Genomic DNA, 16,496 nt, shown 5'->3' with positions numbered 1-16,496 from the left:
GTTCACGCCTAAACGCATGTTACATGATGTATTGGAGGCTCCCATGGAAAAAATCAAAGTGTTGGATTCTGTTGGTGCAATTCTGATCCATGACATTACCCAAATTATCCCTGGTATCTTCAAAGGACCCCGTTTTCGCAAGGGGCACGTCGTTCAGGAGGAGGATATCCCAGTTCTCCTCAGCATGGGGAAAGAACATATTTTTGTCTGGGATCAGACACCCGGCCTGATTCATGAAAATGAAGCGGCAGCGCGCCTCGCCCGAGCAGTATCCGGTCCCGGCATAGTCCTTGACGAGCCTAAAGAGGGAAAAATCACCCTAACTGCTGCCCACGACGGCCTTGTTTACGGCTTAGAAGATGGCATTTTAGCGTTGAATACTTTGGAAGGGGTTATCCTCGGGACGCTTCACAATCATTACCCCGTCAAAAAGGGAGACAAAATCGCTGGTACCCGTGTCGTTCCTCTGATGATTAATGAGAAAGTAATCATTGAAGCGGAGGAAATCGCCGGGCTGTCTTCAAATCCTATTCTGGAGGTGCGGCCTCTCAAACACTTGAAGGTTGGTATCGTCATCACGGGAAGTGAAGTCTATCATGGACGTATTCCAGATAAATTCAGTCCCGTACTACGCGCAAAAGTTGAAAACTGGGGATCTGTCGTTCTAGAGCAAACGTTGGCAAGTGATGATGTGCCCCTAATCCAAAGCAGCATTCGAAAACAACTAAGTAAGCGGGCAGATATGATCTTAGTCAGTGGCGGCATGTCCGTAGATCCGGATGACGTCACCCCTGCAGCAATTAAAGAAATGGGAGCAGAGATTATCACTTACGGCGCACCAGTTCTACCAGGAGCCATGTTTATGCTTGCCTACCTCGGAGATGTCCCCATCATGGGATTACCTGGGTGCGTCATGTATTCTAAAAAAACTGTCTTTGATTTAATCGCACCTCGCATCCTTACTGGTGAACGACTGTCACGCCTTGATATTGTCAAGCTAGGAGTAGGAGGTCTTTGTCTTGAATGCCCGGTCTGCACGTACCCACGTTGTTCTTTTGGCAAATAGGAGGAAGTTACTTGGCATCCTACGGCGATAAGTGTTCGTTGTGGGTCAGCGCCTACGGCGATAGTCTCCACCGGAGACTATCGTGATCGACACGTTCCGTCGCTATTCGTTTGGTGATTCCGCTAAACCGCAAAACCTCTGGGCTTTCAGTATGTGAACCATTGCGGTTCTAAACGCTTCATCAACTGCACTCATTGACGTGACTCCTCTCTCCGTGCTCTCTAAGCTAAGAAACTTCCTCTAGCTTGGGTCGCCGGGGCTGGAACGGTGGAAACTCTTGGGGGAGCTGTTTGCGTCTTTGACGCAAAAGCACCTAAATTTGAAAGCACCTTCCCAAATGATGGGTAGGTGCTTTCTTATGCGTTAGTTTGATACATATAGGGCACGATGCATCGTGCCCCTACTCTATTCCCCTAATCGTAAAACACTCCCGTCTCCCGGACATCATACCCGCCAAGCGCCAGCACATCCTCCTGAAACTCTTTACTTCGAACCACAGCAATCATTGCCTTCATGCGGGGTTCCTCCAGAAATTCCCGTGGAATTGCCAGATCATATCGTTCTTCCCCAACTAGCACGTAATCCAGCCCCAGGGCTTCAGCAGCGCTTTGAATACCCAATCCAACATCAGCTGCTCCCGAGGCAACCGCTACGGCAACCGCTAAATGGGTAAATTCCTCCCGCTCATATCCCAAAATTTGTTCTTTACTTAGGCCTTGCTTCTGGAGCAGATAATCTAAAAGCACCCGCGTTCCTGAGCCACCCTGACGATTAATGAAGCGTACGCCGGGCTTAGTTAAATCCTCAAGCTTCTTAAGGTTAAGGGGGTTTCCCTTCGGCACTATAAAGACTTGGGTCCGATACACTAAATTCATCAAAGCGATTTCTCGGCCCGGTATAAACCGTTGCAAATAAAAGCGATTATAATCTCCCGTTTCCGGATCAAGCAAGTGAATCCCCGCAAAATGGGCTTCCCCTTTGCGGAGAGACAGGATTCCAGCCAGGCTCCCTACATGAGCTGAGGCAATACCCCCTTGCCCCCCCCTTGCCTTCATATGACTACTTATAACATCCAACGTCAGATCATGAGACCCTATGCAGACGAGAGTTTCTTCCAACTCCGAAACAGGCCGTAAGAGCTCAACGGGTACGGTTTCTCCCTCATGAAATCCTTCCTGTAAGCGAGGAACCCGCAGTATCCCATCCGCTCGTACCAGATTCATCGTTACACCTGCACCTCTGCTCAATGGGGCGGCAACCCAGCGTTCTCCGACTCTCCCTACTTTTACCCGCACGAACTCTTCACTGCCTAACGAGGAAAAGACTTTCTTGCTGATTATAGCATTCAGCGTAGCCTGTGAGTCTTTACTTAAACCCTGTAAATGCTTGATCCAAGGTTCCAGGAACAAATGTGCCGTCAGATAGACAGACACAGGATAGCCAGGGATGCCAAACGTAGGCTTTCCTTGAACTTCTCCCAAGATAACCGGTTTACCCGGTTTAATTGCTGCTCCGTGCAGATAAAGGGCGCCAAACTTCTGAACCATTTGAGACGTGTAGTCATCCCGTCCTTGGGAGGATCCGGCAATGATGACCAGAATATCCTGAGAAGCCGCCATACTCAGAATTGCTTTTTCTAACAGCTCCGGTTGATCCGGTGTTATCGGCCAAATCGTCGCAGTTCCCCCCCATTCCTCCACTAAGGAGGCAAGGACTGTGGAATTACTATCCGTAATATCTCCTACCTGAAGGGCCGCCCCGATCGGACGGATTTCATCACCCGTCGGCATTATCCCCACCCGTGGCTTAGCCCGAACTTCTACCTCCAAAACCCCGGCCGTCAATAACGCTCCCTGATCCTGGGGGCGAATGCGATGATTAATTGGGAGAAGTACTTCCCCTTCAACCATGTCCTCACCTACCGGCCGAACATGGTTCCAAGGTACAACCGGAGCCTGAAGTAAGATTCCGCCCTCACTCAACTCCAAGACGTCTTCCAACATGACGACAGCATCCATTCCTTCGGGGATAGGGTCCCCGGTATCAACTTGAATCGCTTGAACTCCGAGTTCCAACCAACGCGGCTCCCGCTCCGAAATCCCGTGCGTATCCTTGGCTCGAATAGCATATCCGTCCATCGCCGAAGCCGCGAAATGAGGGGAACTTCTTTTGGCGCGAACGATCGCCCCAGTGATTCTACGTAGCGCAAAGCGTACATCCAAAGACTCATTTTTCGGCACACAGCGCCCAGCAAGCTTTTCCCTCATCAAGGCCAGTCCTTCTTGCCAAGCCGTGTTTTCTAAATATATTTGGCGTTCCACTTTCCTTGCCTCCCCATTTCCAACAGTTATCCTTATACTAACGCAAAGGACGGAAAGATACTTCTTTCCCCGCTTCTATGCCCTCAGTATCTAAGCGAATGTGCACTAGGGCATCTGCCAATACCATCGTCCGAATTAAGCCCGATTTCCCCCGAATCGGTTCAAGCAGCCATCCTTCATCGTTTGGGATTAGTCTGACACGCACAAACTCTTCCCGACCACTTCCGGAATATATGTTCTGGGTTAACTTACCCTTGGGAAGAGGATCAACCTGGGAGTGTAACACAGAACCATCCAACCACGGACGGACGATTGTATCAAAAACAACCATTGCCGAGGCAGGATGTCCAGGGAGCCCAAAAATCAGTTTACCATCCACAGCCCCACCAATTGTAGGCTTACCGGGTCTAAGAGCCAGACCATGAAAAAGCAATCCCGGCTCTCCCAGCTCGTCAATTAGCTGAGCGGACAGGTCACGAGTCCCTACGGAGCTTCCGCCGGAAAGTAAAACAATATCATTTTCCTTTAACATCCTTGTAAGCATTTTACGCAGTTCTTCATGGTCATCCTTCACAATACCATAATGTCGGGCATCAGCGCCACTCGCCAATGCCAGTCCAAGCAGGGTATAGCCATTAATATCCCTTGACTGACCAGGTAGAGGTACTTGATCCGGAGGAATAATTTCATCCCCTGTTGAAAGAATCCCGACGCGAAAACGGGGCAATACCGAAACGATTATTTGTCCAAGGGATGCCAGGAGCCCCATTTCTTGAGCCCTAATTCGTGTAAATTGCGAAAGAATAACTTCCCCTGCGTTTAAATCTTCCCCAATGTCGATGAGATTTTCCCCCGGTGCAACAGCCTTCGTTACACCATAGAGTTCCTCCCCAAAGTGTTCGAGATGTTCGATCATTACCACAGCATCCGCTCCCTCTGGAAGCATTCCCCCTGTGGGCATTAGTATCCCTGTCCCCTGCCCCAACGCTTCCGTCGGAGCCTCACCCATCCGTACTTCCCCAAAACATTGTACCAACGCCGGCATACTTTCACTGGCTCCAAAGGTATCTGAAGCCCGAACGGCCATCCCATCCATTGTCGATTTGCGAAAATGAGGTATCGGACAAGTTGCCGGAATATCCTGAATGAGAATACGGCCCAGTGAATCAGCCAAAGAAATCTTTTCAACGCGCTGATAAAATGAGGGAACATAGGGTTTTAATGAATCTATCGCCTCAGCCAACGTTTTGACCTTAAATAATTCACTACTGTTTCCCACGTTCCATCACACCTCTCATGATCATTTACTTACATGCAAACCTTCTATCCTGTGCCGCCTCTTAATAATTAACTCGCGTCCATTCTTATGTCGATTATTCTTTCCATAGATACAATAACATTGTACAATAAACGGAATTATTATACAATTTTCTGCTAAAAGCGACCACTGTACACCCTCTATAATCAAACTACACTTATAATTAAAAGAGGCGTCCAAATATGGCGTGCCTCTTCGAGCAAACGGATTAGCCTACTAGTAAACCATAGTTTGAATAATAGGGCGTTCAAGCCACCTGAGAAACCATTGCCCACAGCATTGAACAATATAGATATATGCTAATTGAATAAATTTGATAGGCGAGAAGAATATATATCCTAATTATTTGAAAAAATAAGGGCGTAAAAAATAAAGGATGTGATCTTATGGCATTACTCGGAAACCCTTTTATTGCCAATGTACCCAAGCAGTTGTCCAATGATGAATTAGCTCAGGCACTTCGGGTAGATATTGCTGGAGAATATGAAGCAATTATTGGTTATGAATCCCATGCAATGGCCACTAGCGATGAGAGGGCTAAGAAAATTCTCTATCATATCGCAGACGAAGAAAGACAACATGTAGGAGAATTAGAACAACTGCTATCCATTATTAGTCCCAAGGACGCAGAATTTACGGAGAAAGGAAAGCAAACAGTACAACTTCAGCAATCTCAAAATTTTCAGTCCCCTATCCAATAAAAAACAAACCGATTTTCAACATTGCTGAAGAGCGACCAAATCGCTCAATTGATTTCTTCTAAAGGGAATGGGTACATAACCAAATGTTATCTATTCCCTTTTTTAAAATTACATAATAAAGCAACACCGGTACATAATAAACTCATCACCCAAGAGGAGATGAGCTAAATGAAACGAACTCTTAATCTCAAAGATATTCTACGTCGCCAATCAAGCACCATAGTAAAAGCATTGAGAAGAATCGCCAAGGAGCTAAAGTCATAAAGTATATTCACTGCCATGCTTACCAAAGCATATTATGTACTGTCTCCGGACAATAGAGGAAATGTAAATGGCATTATTTATCGCATTATTTATCGTGTCGGAGTAGGAATTGGCTCGTCATTAACCAATACTTTATCAATAAATATTGTTATTAATTGTGGATCAAACTGTAACCCTGCATTTGCTTGCAATTCTTCTATTGCGGCTTTTTCTGACAAAACGCTGCAATAGCTTCTTGCGCTGGTCATGGCATCATAAGCATCAGCTATGTTTATGATTCTTGACTGAAGGGGTATTTCTTCTCTTTTCAAACCCTTTGGATATCCCAAGCCATCCCATCTCTCATGATGAGCTAATACGTATTCTGATATTTCTGCCATATCATTAACCGTGCTAAGTATGCGGTACCCTATTTCCGGATGGCGCTTAATTTCTTCCCATTCATCGCTTGTCAATTTTCCTGGTTTATTGAGTATAGTATCTTCTATCGCTATTTTACCAATATCATGAAGTAACCCTACGCTATGAAGCTCTTGGATTTCAGATTCTGATAATCCAAGGGCTTCCCCCATACGTTTGCACAATATTGAAACCCGATAAGAGTGCTGTTCTTCCCTTATTTTTTCATGGAGGGTACGAACGATAGTCTGAATGGTTTTCCCTCTCATACTGGGGCCTTCAAAAAGTTTTTTCATATACATATGGTCTTCAGCTTTTTTAAATAGGTCTTGCGTTTTTTCTTCCTTCTTATTTTTAGTTTTCCAACCAAAAGATACGGATATATCAATAGACCCTAATTCCTCTTTTAAGGTTTCTTCCTGTATGCGTTTGATAATCTGTTCAGCTTCAAAATTATTTGTTTTGGGTAACAGAATAACAAATTCATCTCCTCCAAGTCGAGCAATAATATCATCAGCCCGGCATCCATTTTTTATCACTTCTGCAACTTTCTTAATAAGCTCATCACCCTTGTCATGACCAAAAGAATCATTGATAAGCTTTAACCCGTTTACATCTCCTATTACAATAGTCAGAGGAAGGTTTCTTTCTGTATCAAGTCTCTTTAACTCTTCTTCGTAAAACCTCCGATTGTATAAACCCGTTAGATGGTCGTGATAACTTAGATATGAAATTTCTATTTCCTTTTCTTTTCGCTCGGTGATATCTTGAATAGTGCCTACAACTTTAGATGCATTACCTGTTTCATCAACAACCAATATGGCCTTAGAATGCACAAAACGGCCTTCTCCGGTTTTAGCATTTTTTATTTTATATTCGACATCATACTTTTCTTTTCTCGTAATTAAGCCAATAAGAGCATTATTTACTGACTCCCGATATTCTAGAAAAATAAGTTCTTGGATAAGATCAACTGGCAAGTATTGCGACCTGTACTCAATCCCGTATATGTTATAAGCTTCCTCAGATGCCCATATTTTTCCAGTATCTATATTAAGTTCCCAATTACCTACATGGGCCATTAATTGCGCCGCAATTAAGCGACTTTCGCTTTGTCGGAATTGCAATTCGCTCGCTTTCAAATCATCTTCTATTTTTGTACGTATAGCGATTTCTTCTTTTAGCGAGGCATTTATCTCTTGAAGTTGATAAGTACGTTCCTTGCTTTCGGTTATGTCGTTAAAGATAATAACAGTGCCTCTATATTTTTCACTTACATCAAGCATTTTTTTAAATTTTATTAAATAAGTCTTTTGGCTATTTTTTGTTATTATTGTCTTTTCTTGAAAAGCTTCATTTTCATTTAACTTAATAAATTTAGTAAGCTCTTCATTTAACCAATCCAATTCTTTATCTGTATTGATATTTCCGTAATATTTCATCCCTGAAACTGCTTCGTTAAAGAACACTTCTGCCGCTGTATAATTCATATTCTCAATATTGTTATCTTTATCAACAAGAATAATAGGGTCATAAATGCTTTCAAAAACAGAGAGATATTTATTCTTTTCATTTGTCAATTCTCTGTTTGCTTTCTGAAGCTCTTCTAACTTTTGTTTTTCAGAAAATCCTGCCCATTCCAATTTTCCCATTTCCAAATTAACTTCTACCTCTTCTCACATTAAGCACTTCCTAAAAAATCTTTTCCCCTATTTCACAGTTCTTGCGATTGTACACATTATACCTTAATTTACCTGTGATTGTTTGTCGAGTTAGTGGTGCTGACTAAATGTCATGATATGGGATAATTTTACCACCATGATTCCATTGTTACAAGAAGTTGGCCAGCTTTCCCAAATGCCCATGGAGTCAATTTGGTAGTCGCCGGCTTTAGGGGCCTGTCCGGGTGGCAATAGTCTCTTATCGGAATTTCCGCCAATGTAATCGTTACTGGTATTGCCGAAAGAAATGGTACGCCGCTAAAATTAATGTTGTTCCGTTATTTACCGGCAAATTTGAGCACTGCAGCCATTGTGTCAAATCTGTCATTCCCTGAAATCAATTGGGCCCCTGTATAGGCCGTCCCCCCAACTTTATACTTATTCGTAGCGCAAGCCAAGAGCTCGGGAGTTATATTGTCCATGCAAACTATTGGCGCCCTGAGATAATCAGCCAAGTATTCGGCAGCCCGTTTGTCTACCCCATCTCGATAGATCACCAGATTTTTAAACATTTTATTTTCACCCACCGTTACGGCTTTATTTTTCAGTCGAAGAATCATAGCATCGACCTCCGCCACAAAACCGGCAAACGTTTTACCGTACTCTTTAAAGTAAGCAATCGGATCCAGGTGATCGGTTTCATGGTACTTATTACTCATCCCCGAATGAGACCAAAGTCCAGGACCAGTGCTCCATTCATAACGAACAAACGCATCGGCAACGAGCCAAACGGTACGATTCCAAATCTCCTGAAACTTTATAGGGTCGTGTGTTTTAGGCCTACACATCTCTACACTTAAATATTTATGGTTTGCGGTTGGTCCAGCATGCCAAGCGACTTCGTTTTCCGGAACAGTTCTCACTATTTGCGTCCAGTCCACAAAATAATGGGCGCTTGCTTGCCGATCACCACTGTTAAAATAACTAAACTCATTTTGAGCAGTAGCCCCCGGCGTGGCCGTATCGTGGATCACAAAACCTTCAGGAACCAGCTTTTGCCCCGATCGGTTGTATTTAATTAGTTGTTCAGAAACTGGATACATTCTTATTTATCCCCCCTTCTATCATTGTATTCAGGACGGTTGAATAAAGGTTATGGCTCTCAAGCGTCACCACCCTTTCTTGTTCGTCCCCTTCTTCAATCTAAATTATGCAAGCTTGCCCTTTTAGGTCACTTGGTTTGTGCTTGAGATGGTTGACCTTCGGGGCACCTTGGCGCTGACCCCGACTGGACTTTCCCAGTTAGATATCACATGCTTTGCTGGGCAGGCGACATAAAAAATACGCCTTGGAGGCGTAAAATAAACATGTCTTAGTGCCATGCTAATTAATAGTTACAGATTCCCCGTCACAGGTGGCCACAATAGTACCGGCATGGTCTGTCCTAAACACCTGAACCCCTGCCCCGGAGAGCCTTGTTAATATAGATGCAGCAGGGTGCCCGTAGTCATTGCCTGCTCCCACGGAAATAATCGCATATTTAGGTAACACGACCCGCAAAAAAGCACTGCCGGTAGATGTAGCACTCCCGTGATGGCCAACCTTAAGCACATCTGCCTTTACGTTCTGACTACTCTTGAGCATCTCATTCTCAGACAATTCCCCGGCATCGCCCGTGAATAAAAAAGTTATTTTTCAAAGGTTAATCTAAGGACTACACCTATTATCAGCACTTTATTACCAACTCCTTAATTTCCCTTTATAAATAATGACTATTTGGGATGCCCCCTGATTAATCTGTTTCCGGACCTATTTCACCGACACCAGTCCTTCTTGCTTAATAATGCTTTGCCCTTCCGTCGACATTACAAAATCGATAAAGGTCTTGGAAGCACCGGTAGGAGCTCCTTTTGTCAGATAGAGGAAGGGGCGCTGAATCTTGTAAGTGCCATTGATAATATTGTCAGTACTAACTTTTACGCCTTCTACTGTCACTGCTTTAACTGTTTCATTAATACTGGCCAGAGAAATATAGCCAATTGCGTTTGGATCACCGGCAACGGCAGTCCGTACGGATCCTGTTGCATTTTGGACAATCGACTTATCACTGATCGCCTGTTTGCCCATTACCAGTTCTTCAAATGCCGTTCTGGTTCCGGAACCAACTTCCCTGGTTACCACGTTAATTTTCTGATCCGCGCCGCCAACTTCTTTCCAGTTTGTAATTTCGCCGCCATAGATCTTCTTAATTTGTTCAATACTCAGGTCATTCACTGCATTTTTGGTATTTACTGTTATGGCGATACCGTCTTTACAGATTACTGTTTCAGTTAAACCGGCTTCTTCTTTCTTTAGTTCCCGGGAAGAAGATCCAATATTTGCGGTACCCTCCTGCGCGGCTTTAATTCCAGCGCTTGAACCGCCGCCTTGAACATATACCTTAATGTTTGGGTTTTTCTCTTTAAATGCCTCGTTTATTGCTTCAGATATTGGCTGAACAGATGTGGAACCGGCAATGGTAATTTCCTCAGTTTTCGTTCCGGTTTTTGGGTCAGACCCTGTTACAGTATTGTTACCGCAACCTGCAACCAGAAACAGAAGTAAAGCCCCGGCTAAGATAATTGTTACTAGCTTTTTCACTTTAAATCACTTTTCCTTTCTTTATAATACCTAATCATTTAATACGTAATCAACTAAATAAGCGACTTTCTTAACAGAACACCTCCTTATTCACCTGGCAATTCGTCGTAAAAATTTAAGCTTTTCCTCTTCCCTGTGATCATAAAAATTATCCATTCGCCTATGTTAACAACATGATCGCCTACCCTTTCCAGGTAAAGAGCTACTAATAGGAGATTTACTCCTTGATAAAGGATAGTTGGATCTTTGGCCATTAACTGCATCAGATCCTCAAAGACTATTCCGTACAGATGATCTACCTTGCATTCTTTTAGCGCCAGACCTTGAGCTAAGTTCTCATCTCTATCTATATAAGCGTTGAGACTATCCCTAACCATCTCCTGGGTAAGTTTGGCCATCTTGGGTATATCAACCAAGGGCTTGATTAGGGGCTCACCGCGTAGTTTGATAGTTATACGAGCAATATCAACAGCATGGTCGGCTATCCGTTCCAAATCGGTCACAATTTTCAAAGCGTTACCGATTATTCTTAGATCCACAGCCATCGGTTGTTGCAGAGCGAGCATCGTCAAACACGTTTCCTCAATTTTCTGCTTTAAATTGTCTACCAGATCATCGTCGGCAACTACTTTTTGCGCGAGTATCAGATCCCTTTCCTCCAGGGATTTAACGGCTGAACAGATGGCATTTTCAATCATGGTGCCCATTTGTGAAACATCTTGAATCAGCTCGTCCAAAGAATTATGAAAAGACTTTCGCCGCATTGCTTCTTTCCTCCCTATCCAAATCTACCTGTCACGTAATCTTCAGTTTGCTTACTCTGTGGGCTGGTAAATAGTTCTTTTGTAAAACTATACTCAATCATTTCTCCATTTAGAAAAAATGCTGTGTAATCCGAAATCCGTGCCGCCTGCTGCATATTATGGGTAACGATAATAATAGTATATTGTTTCTTTAAATCGATAATTAAATCTTCCAATTTCGTGGTAGATATCGGATCCAAAGCTGAAGCAGGTTCATCCATCAATAATACCTCCGGTTGTACAGCCAGTAAGCGGGCTATAACCAAACGCTGCTGCTGCCCGCCGGACAATTGCAGGGCTGAACGACTTAATCTATCACTGACTTCATCCCAGAGGGCTGCTTCCTTGAGACTTTTTTCCACTAATTCATTTAATTCCTGTTTGTTTTTGAAACCATGCGCTCGCGGCCCATAAGCAACATTATCGTAAATCGACATTGGAAAAGGATTGGGTTTTTGAAAAACCATGCCAATACGCTTGCGCAGGTTAACAGGATCAGTTTCCGGCGAATAAATTTCTTCTCCATCAAGGAGAACCTTACCTTTGACTATTGTTCCCTCAATCAAATCATTCATCCGATTCAAGGTTTTTAGAAAAGTGGATTTGCCGCAGCCTGAGGGACCAATCAGTGCCGTTACTTTGTTCGCCAAAATTGGTAAATAAACTGATTTTAAGGCTTGGAAACTTCCATAATATAAATCTAAATCCTGCGTCTCCATCTTGTTGATTGACATTATAACCCTCCTTTCTTTAATCAAAAATATTAACTAACCCGCCCAACTAATCTTGCCATGAGCTTATGGGCCAGAAAATTGATTAATAAGACTAAAACAATCAGTACGGTGGCGCTGGCATAAGCCTTTTCCATAGATATTCCTTCCGAGGCTAATATATAGAGGTGAACGGCGAGGGTTCGGGTTGGATCCATAATCGAACCAGGCAAACCCAGGGAACTGCCGGCAGTTAGTATTACAGCAGCCGTTTCCCCAATTGCCCGACCGATTCCCAGGATGACCCCGGTGGCAATTCCGGGAAGCGCTGAAGGCAAAACAACTTTCCGAATTGTGTACCATTTGCTTGCTCCTAACGCCAGGCTTCCCTCCCGATAAGAGTCCGGGACTGTTTTAATAGCTTCCTCTGAGGAGCGAATGATTGTCGGCAGAATCATAAAAGCAATCGTAAGGGCACCGGAAAGAATTGACCAACCCAATCCCAAAGTTATTACAAACAGGACAAAACCAAAAAGTCCAAAAATAATCGATGGTATGGCTGCCAGTGCTTCGGTTCCAAACCGAATTACTTGTACTAACCGGCCCCTTTTAACATATTCCGTCAGATAAATGGCTGATCCGATTCCAATTGGCATGGCCACAATTATGGCAGCTAAGGCCATATAGAGGGTGCCGATAATTATTGAGAAAATTCCGCCTTCTTTACCCATGCGACGCGGTTCCTTAGTAAAAAACTCCCAGCTCAGCCCGCTAAATCCGTTGATTACAATATGAAGGATAATGTTCAATAAGACCAAAAGCGTAATGACCGCAACCACCCAGAAACATACCTTGGCAATTTTTTCTTCCAACTGCACCGACCATCTCATTCTTGCCACCTGCCTTTGGAACTACTGACTTGAACAATGATATTCAGCAGCATAATAAAGATAAATAGAATTACCCCGGTCGCAAAAAGAGCCTGCTGATGTTCACCGGAAGCATATCCCATTTCCATAACAATATTCCCTGTAAGCGTACGGATTGGGTCAGTCAAAGATTCCGGGAGCCGCGCTACATTACCGGTAACCATGATCACGGCCATAGTTTCCCCGAGCGCTCTGGCCATACCTAAGATTACTCCTGTCAAAATACCGGAGCGAGCGACAGGCAGGGATATCCATTTGATGGTTTGCCAATGGTTGGCTCCTAAAGCAAATGATCCTTCCTTATATTCCTGGGGGACTGAACGCAATGCGGTTTCCGATAGATTAAGAATGGTTGGCAGAATCATAATTGCCAGGATAAGGGAACCGGCCAGGACACTTAAACCTGGTCCCCCTATATATTCACGAATTAAGGGAACAATTACTACCAAACCATAAAAACCGTAAACAACCGAAGGGATTCCTGCCAAGAGTTCGACAGCAGGTTTAATCAACTTTGCTATCTTTGGAGGAGCAATTTCCGCCATAAAAATTGCCCCCGCTATACCGAAAGGAACTCCTAACAGCAGGGCGCCAAATGTGACAAGGAGCGAACCTACCACCATCGGGAAAATACCATATATACCGTTAGTAGGATCCCAAACCATGCCAAAGATAAAATCTGGCAATCCTACCTTTTGCAGAATTGGCCACCCGGATATCAAGACAAATGCAGCAATCAAGGCAATAATGAATACTGCTGTGATAGCCGTTAAAAAAAGGACTTTTTCGACGATTAGCTCACTTTTTTTGACGTGGTTTACTTTTTGCATTGCCTTAAATTCTCCCAAGAAACATTTTGTACATCTTTAATAATAACTATAACTGCAGAGTATTACGTAGTTTTTAAGGAATTGTAACAATTTTGTAAATTTAAAAAAAGCGTGCCCTACTCGGGCACGCGCAATCAAAAGGCCGCGCACGGCCTAATATTTTTCGAGGAATCCAGCCGGATTGATAATCTCCGGCTTGTCCAAGCTAAGTCCTTCAAAATCTCTATCGCCTGTGATAAATACATCCACATCCTCTGTAATAGCCGAATAAAAAACAGGATAATCCTTTTCATCGCGTATCTCAAAAAGTTCCGGTTTCATATGTTCAGGCGTGTAAACAAGCTCATAGGGAAGCTGGCTCAACAACAAGTCCGCCGCTTCAAGCTTGTCCTTGAATTTGCGTCGTACCACATTTAACAATTCATCCACAACATAGGACGAAAGCACAAGTTGATGCTCCGTCGTGATTTTATAAATCAGCGTATTCATTTGCTGGCTTGGAAACAGCAGCACGGATACGAGGATGTTTGTATCAATCATTACGCGCATGGCGTTCCTCCCAGATTTCACGGCGCACTTCTTTTACCATATCCACAACGTCCTGTTCCGTTTTCAGACCAAGCCTCTCCGCTTCTCCCGCAAAAGCGGCCTGTGCGTTTTTTAGCGCGATCATGGCGGCATTTTCCATGATAATGCGCCCGTTTTCCTCAATGAAAATAACCTTATCCCCATCCTTTACGCCCAGCTTTTTGCGTATCTCTGCGGGAATTGTGATTTGCCCGCGCGTTGTGATTTTTACGAGTTCCATAATAATGCCCCTTTCTGCAATGCATTGGAATCAATGCGTCCCTTGAATATATTATATGCTGCTTTCTCGAAAATACAATTTTGTAAAAAGGATCCGTCTAGCGACAAACCCTTGCGTTAGGCTACGTTTACTGTGCTATCTTCACCGGTGAGGACTTGCACCTACAAGATAATACCCATACGGGGCGCTCTTGGAAGCAAGGGGACGTTCTTTTTGCTTCCTTTTTTATTGTTTGGGCATGGAGGTTTGATATGAAAATAGCCACTTTCATGATTGTTTGTGCCCCAACGGGGCATGGGTGTTTGGTAAGGTAAAATAGAACCTCGATCCGCGGCCAAGCGTACTCTCAACCTTTATTTGACTGCCATGGGTCTCCAAAATGTGTTTGACAATTGCCAAGCCCAGGCCGGTTCCGCCTAATTTGCGGCTCCTGCCCTTATCCACACGGTAAAACCGTTCAAAAATCCTTATTAACTCTTGCTCAGGAATTCCCAACCCGGTATCAATTACCTCGAATAATATCCCCTCAGCCTGATCGGACACAGCCAACTTCACCTTTCCACCAACGGGAGAATACTTGATAGCATTATCAATTAAATTTGTCAGGACCTGTTCAATCATGCTGTTATCCCCCATGGCAATGAGCTGATGTTCAGGCCTGGTAAATTCAAGCTCGACTTGTCGTTCCTCAACCTGGGGTTTGAACTTAACCTTTAAAGACCCTATTAAAGCATCAATATTAATTTCCTGCCGCATCACCTGGTTTGCAGTGGATTCCATCTTGGATAGTTCCAATAAATCATCGATTAATATGCGCAGTCGTTCTGATTCCGTCAATATTATTTTGACAAACTCCCTGGCTATCTCGGGGTCATCCAAAGCTCCATCGAGCAGGGTCTCGGCATATCCCTTGAGAGAGGTAACAGGAGTTTTTAATTCATGGGATACATTAGCAACAAAATCCGTCCGCATCCTTTCCAATTTCCGAAAATCCGTAATATCATGAAGAACCACCACTGCCCCCAGGTTAGAATCTTCCCTGCCGGTAATGGGCGTTATATTTAATTGAACATTTTTTTCATACGGGACTAAGATCAATAACTCCTCTTTTATAGCCTTACCCATTTTAAGGGCTGTTGCTATAAGTGTACTTAATTGGTAATTGCGAATAATTTCAACTTGTTGACGACCGCCGGAAAGGATCGGATTGATTCCAAGAATCTGTCCGGCTGCAGGATTAATCAGCTCGACCCTGCCGTCCTGTCTGAGAAAAATAACTCCGCTGACCATGTTTGCCAGAACCGACTCGAGCTTGCTTTTTCCAGTTGTGACTTCATCAATCGTTTCTTTAAGCTGCTGTGCCATTTGATTTAAGGCCTGACCGAGTACCCCGATCTCATCCTGACTTGTAGTATAGGTACGCAAACTGAAATCTCCGCCTGCAATTTTTTGCGCTGCAACCGTCATTTCCTGAATGGGTTTTGTCAAGCGCTGCGCCAGTTTGAAACCCAGTACACCTGCCAGGACTATGGCCAGCAATAACGCTGTAAATAACATAATCCAAAGTCTGGATAAGGTCATTGTTATCTCAGTAATGGGAAGAGCCAGACGAACAAAACCTTTTATTCCTCCGTCTTTCTTAACAGCCAAAGCCAAATACATCATTTCAGTATTCAGGGTCGTACTCTCCCTCTCTACAATTCCCACCCCATCACTTATAGCCTGTTGAATTTCCGGACGTTCAAGGTGGTTCTCCATTTGAGATGGTTCCTCCTGAGAATCACCAAGTACCACTCCATCGGCATCAATAACTGTTATTCTGGTGCTCGTTACCTTCCCAAGTTTTCCGGCAAGTTCGTCCATTGTCGTGGAAGGCTTTTGAGTATCATATTCATAGATAACCATTTCCCTTACTAACTTTGCCTCAACCAGAAGCTTCCCGCGCAAACTATCCATAAAATAGTTATCAAGCACATTAATGAGGTATACACCTGACACAAGCATTGAGATAAGCGCCAGAGCTACAAAGCCAACCGTAAATTTCAT

15 protein-coding genes are annotated in these 16,496 nt (G+C 43.8%); 2 read left to right on the top strand and 13 right to left on the bottom strand.

Translation table 11 applies throughout. The features are described from left to right. The first annotated feature begins 43 nt into the window (after positions 1 to 43). Positions 44 to 1,066 (top strand): molybdopterin-binding protein, encoded by a 1,023-nt coding sequence (locus AC6I5A_RS10015; protein ID WP_034615159.1) that lies wholly within the window; start codon positions 44 to 46, stop codon positions 1,064 to 1,066. 413 nt (positions 1,067 to 1,479) lie between these two features. Here the strand turns inward: AC6I5A_RS10015 and AC6I5A_RS10010 are convergent, their stop codons facing one another. Further along, positions 1,480 to 3,387: a molybdopterin biosynthesis protein gene (locus tag AC6I5A_RS10010; protein ID WP_034615156.1), complete on the bottom strand. Its 1,908-nt coding sequence runs from the start codon at positions 3,385 to 3,387 to the stop codon at positions 1,480 to 1,482. Positions 3,388 to 3,424: 37 nt separating this feature from the next. Then, entirely contained in the window at positions 3,425 to 4,666 is a 1,242-nt protein-coding gene (locus tag AC6I5A_RS10005; RefSeq protein WP_034615153.1) for a molybdopterin molybdotransferase MoeA, read from the bottom strand. A gap of 425 nt (positions 4,667 to 5,091) precedes the next feature. Here AC6I5A_RS10005 and AC6I5A_RS10000 point away from each other — a divergent pair, with 425 nt between their 5' ends. Then, complete coding sequence (locus AC6I5A_RS10000) at positions 5,092 to 5,406, top strand: demethoxyubiquinone hydroxylase family protein (protein ID WP_034615151.1); 315 nt, start codon at positions 5,092 to 5,094, stop codon at positions 5,404 to 5,406. 353 nt (positions 5,407 to 5,759) lie between these two features. On the opposite strand, the gene AC6I5A_RS09995 is transcribed toward AC6I5A_RS10000, so the two are convergent. From AC6I5A_RS09995 to pnpS, 11 genes are all read right to left on the bottom strand, one after another. Then, the gene (locus AC6I5A_RS09995) at positions 5,760 to 7,727 is read right to left on the bottom strand and encodes an HD domain-containing phosphohydrolase (RefSeq protein ID WP_052168016.1); all 1,968 of its coding nucleotides are present in this window, start codon (positions 7,725 to 7,727) and stop codon (positions 5,760 to 5,762) included. A 341-nt stretch (positions 7,728 to 8,068) separates the two neighbouring features. After that, positions 8,069 to 8,833, bottom strand: a complete 765-nt coding sequence (locus AC6I5A_RS09990; protein WP_034615148.1) for a peptidoglycan recognition protein family protein — start codon at positions 8,831 to 8,833, stop codon at positions 8,069 to 8,071. 280 nt (positions 8,834 to 9,113) lie between these two features. Beyond that, positions 9,114 to 9,389: a ComEC/Rec2 family competence protein gene (locus tag AC6I5A_RS09985; protein WP_497900647.1), complete on the bottom strand. Its 276-nt coding sequence runs from the start codon at positions 9,387 to 9,389 to the stop codon at positions 9,114 to 9,116. 150 nt (positions 9,390 to 9,539) lie between these two features. Further along, positions 9,540 to 10,370, bottom strand: coding sequence for a phosphate ABC transporter substrate-binding protein (locus AC6I5A_RS09980; protein WP_034615143.1), 831 nt, complete (start codon positions 10,368 to 10,370; stop codon positions 9,540 to 9,542). Positions 10,371 to 10,456: 86 nt separating this feature from the next. Continuing rightward, the gene (gene phoU / locus AC6I5A_RS09975) at positions 10,457 to 11,134 is read right to left on the bottom strand and encodes a phosphate signaling complex protein PhoU (RefSeq protein ID WP_034615140.1); all 678 of its coding nucleotides are present in this window, start codon (positions 11,132 to 11,134) and stop codon (positions 10,457 to 10,459) included. A gap of 14 nt (positions 11,135 to 11,148) precedes the next feature. After that, a complete protein-coding gene (gene pstB / locus AC6I5A_RS09970) occupies positions 11,149 to 11,907 on the bottom strand; it encodes a phosphate ABC transporter ATP-binding protein PstB (protein ID WP_034615137.1) in 759 nt (252 codons plus the stop codon). Positions 11,908 to 11,936: 29 nt separating this feature from the next. Beyond that, complete coding sequence (gene pstA, locus AC6I5A_RS09965) at positions 11,937 to 12,773, bottom strand: phosphate ABC transporter permease PstA (protein ID WP_034615135.1); 837 nt, start codon at positions 12,771 to 12,773, stop codon at positions 11,937 to 11,939. Next, the gene (gene pstC / locus AC6I5A_RS09960; protein WP_034615131.1) at positions 12,770 to 13,642 is read right to left on the bottom strand and encodes a phosphate ABC transporter permease subunit PstC; all 873 of its coding nucleotides are present in this window, start codon (positions 13,640 to 13,642) and stop codon (positions 12,770 to 12,772) included. Before pstC ends, pstA begins: the two co-directional genes overlap by 4 nt. 153 nt (positions 13,643 to 13,795) lie before the next feature. Beyond that, positions 13,796 to 14,191, bottom strand: coding sequence for a putative toxin-antitoxin system toxin component, PIN family (locus AC6I5A_RS09955; RefSeq protein ID WP_034615128.1), 396 nt, complete (start codon positions 14,189 to 14,191; stop codon positions 13,796 to 13,798). Further along, a complete protein-coding gene (locus AC6I5A_RS09950; RefSeq protein ID WP_034615125.1) occupies positions 14,175 to 14,450 on the bottom strand; it encodes an AbrB/MazE/SpoVT family DNA-binding domain-containing protein in 276 nt (91 codons plus the stop codon). The genes AC6I5A_RS09955 and AC6I5A_RS09950 overlap by 17 nt, the downstream gene beginning before the upstream one ends. 267 nt (positions 14,451 to 14,717) lie before the next feature. Beyond that, on the bottom strand, positions 14,718 to 16,496 hold the full coding sequence (pnpS, locus tag AC6I5A_RS09945; protein WP_034615122.1) for a two-component system histidine kinase PnpS: 1,779 nt from the start codon (positions 16,494 to 16,496) through the stop codon (positions 14,718 to 14,720).

The sequence above is a fragment of the Desulfosporosinus sp. Tol-M2 genome (assembly GCF_059735615.1).
The sequence above is the reverse complement of the archived record's forward strand: the minus strand, read 5'-3'. Positions and strand labels throughout refer to the sequence as shown.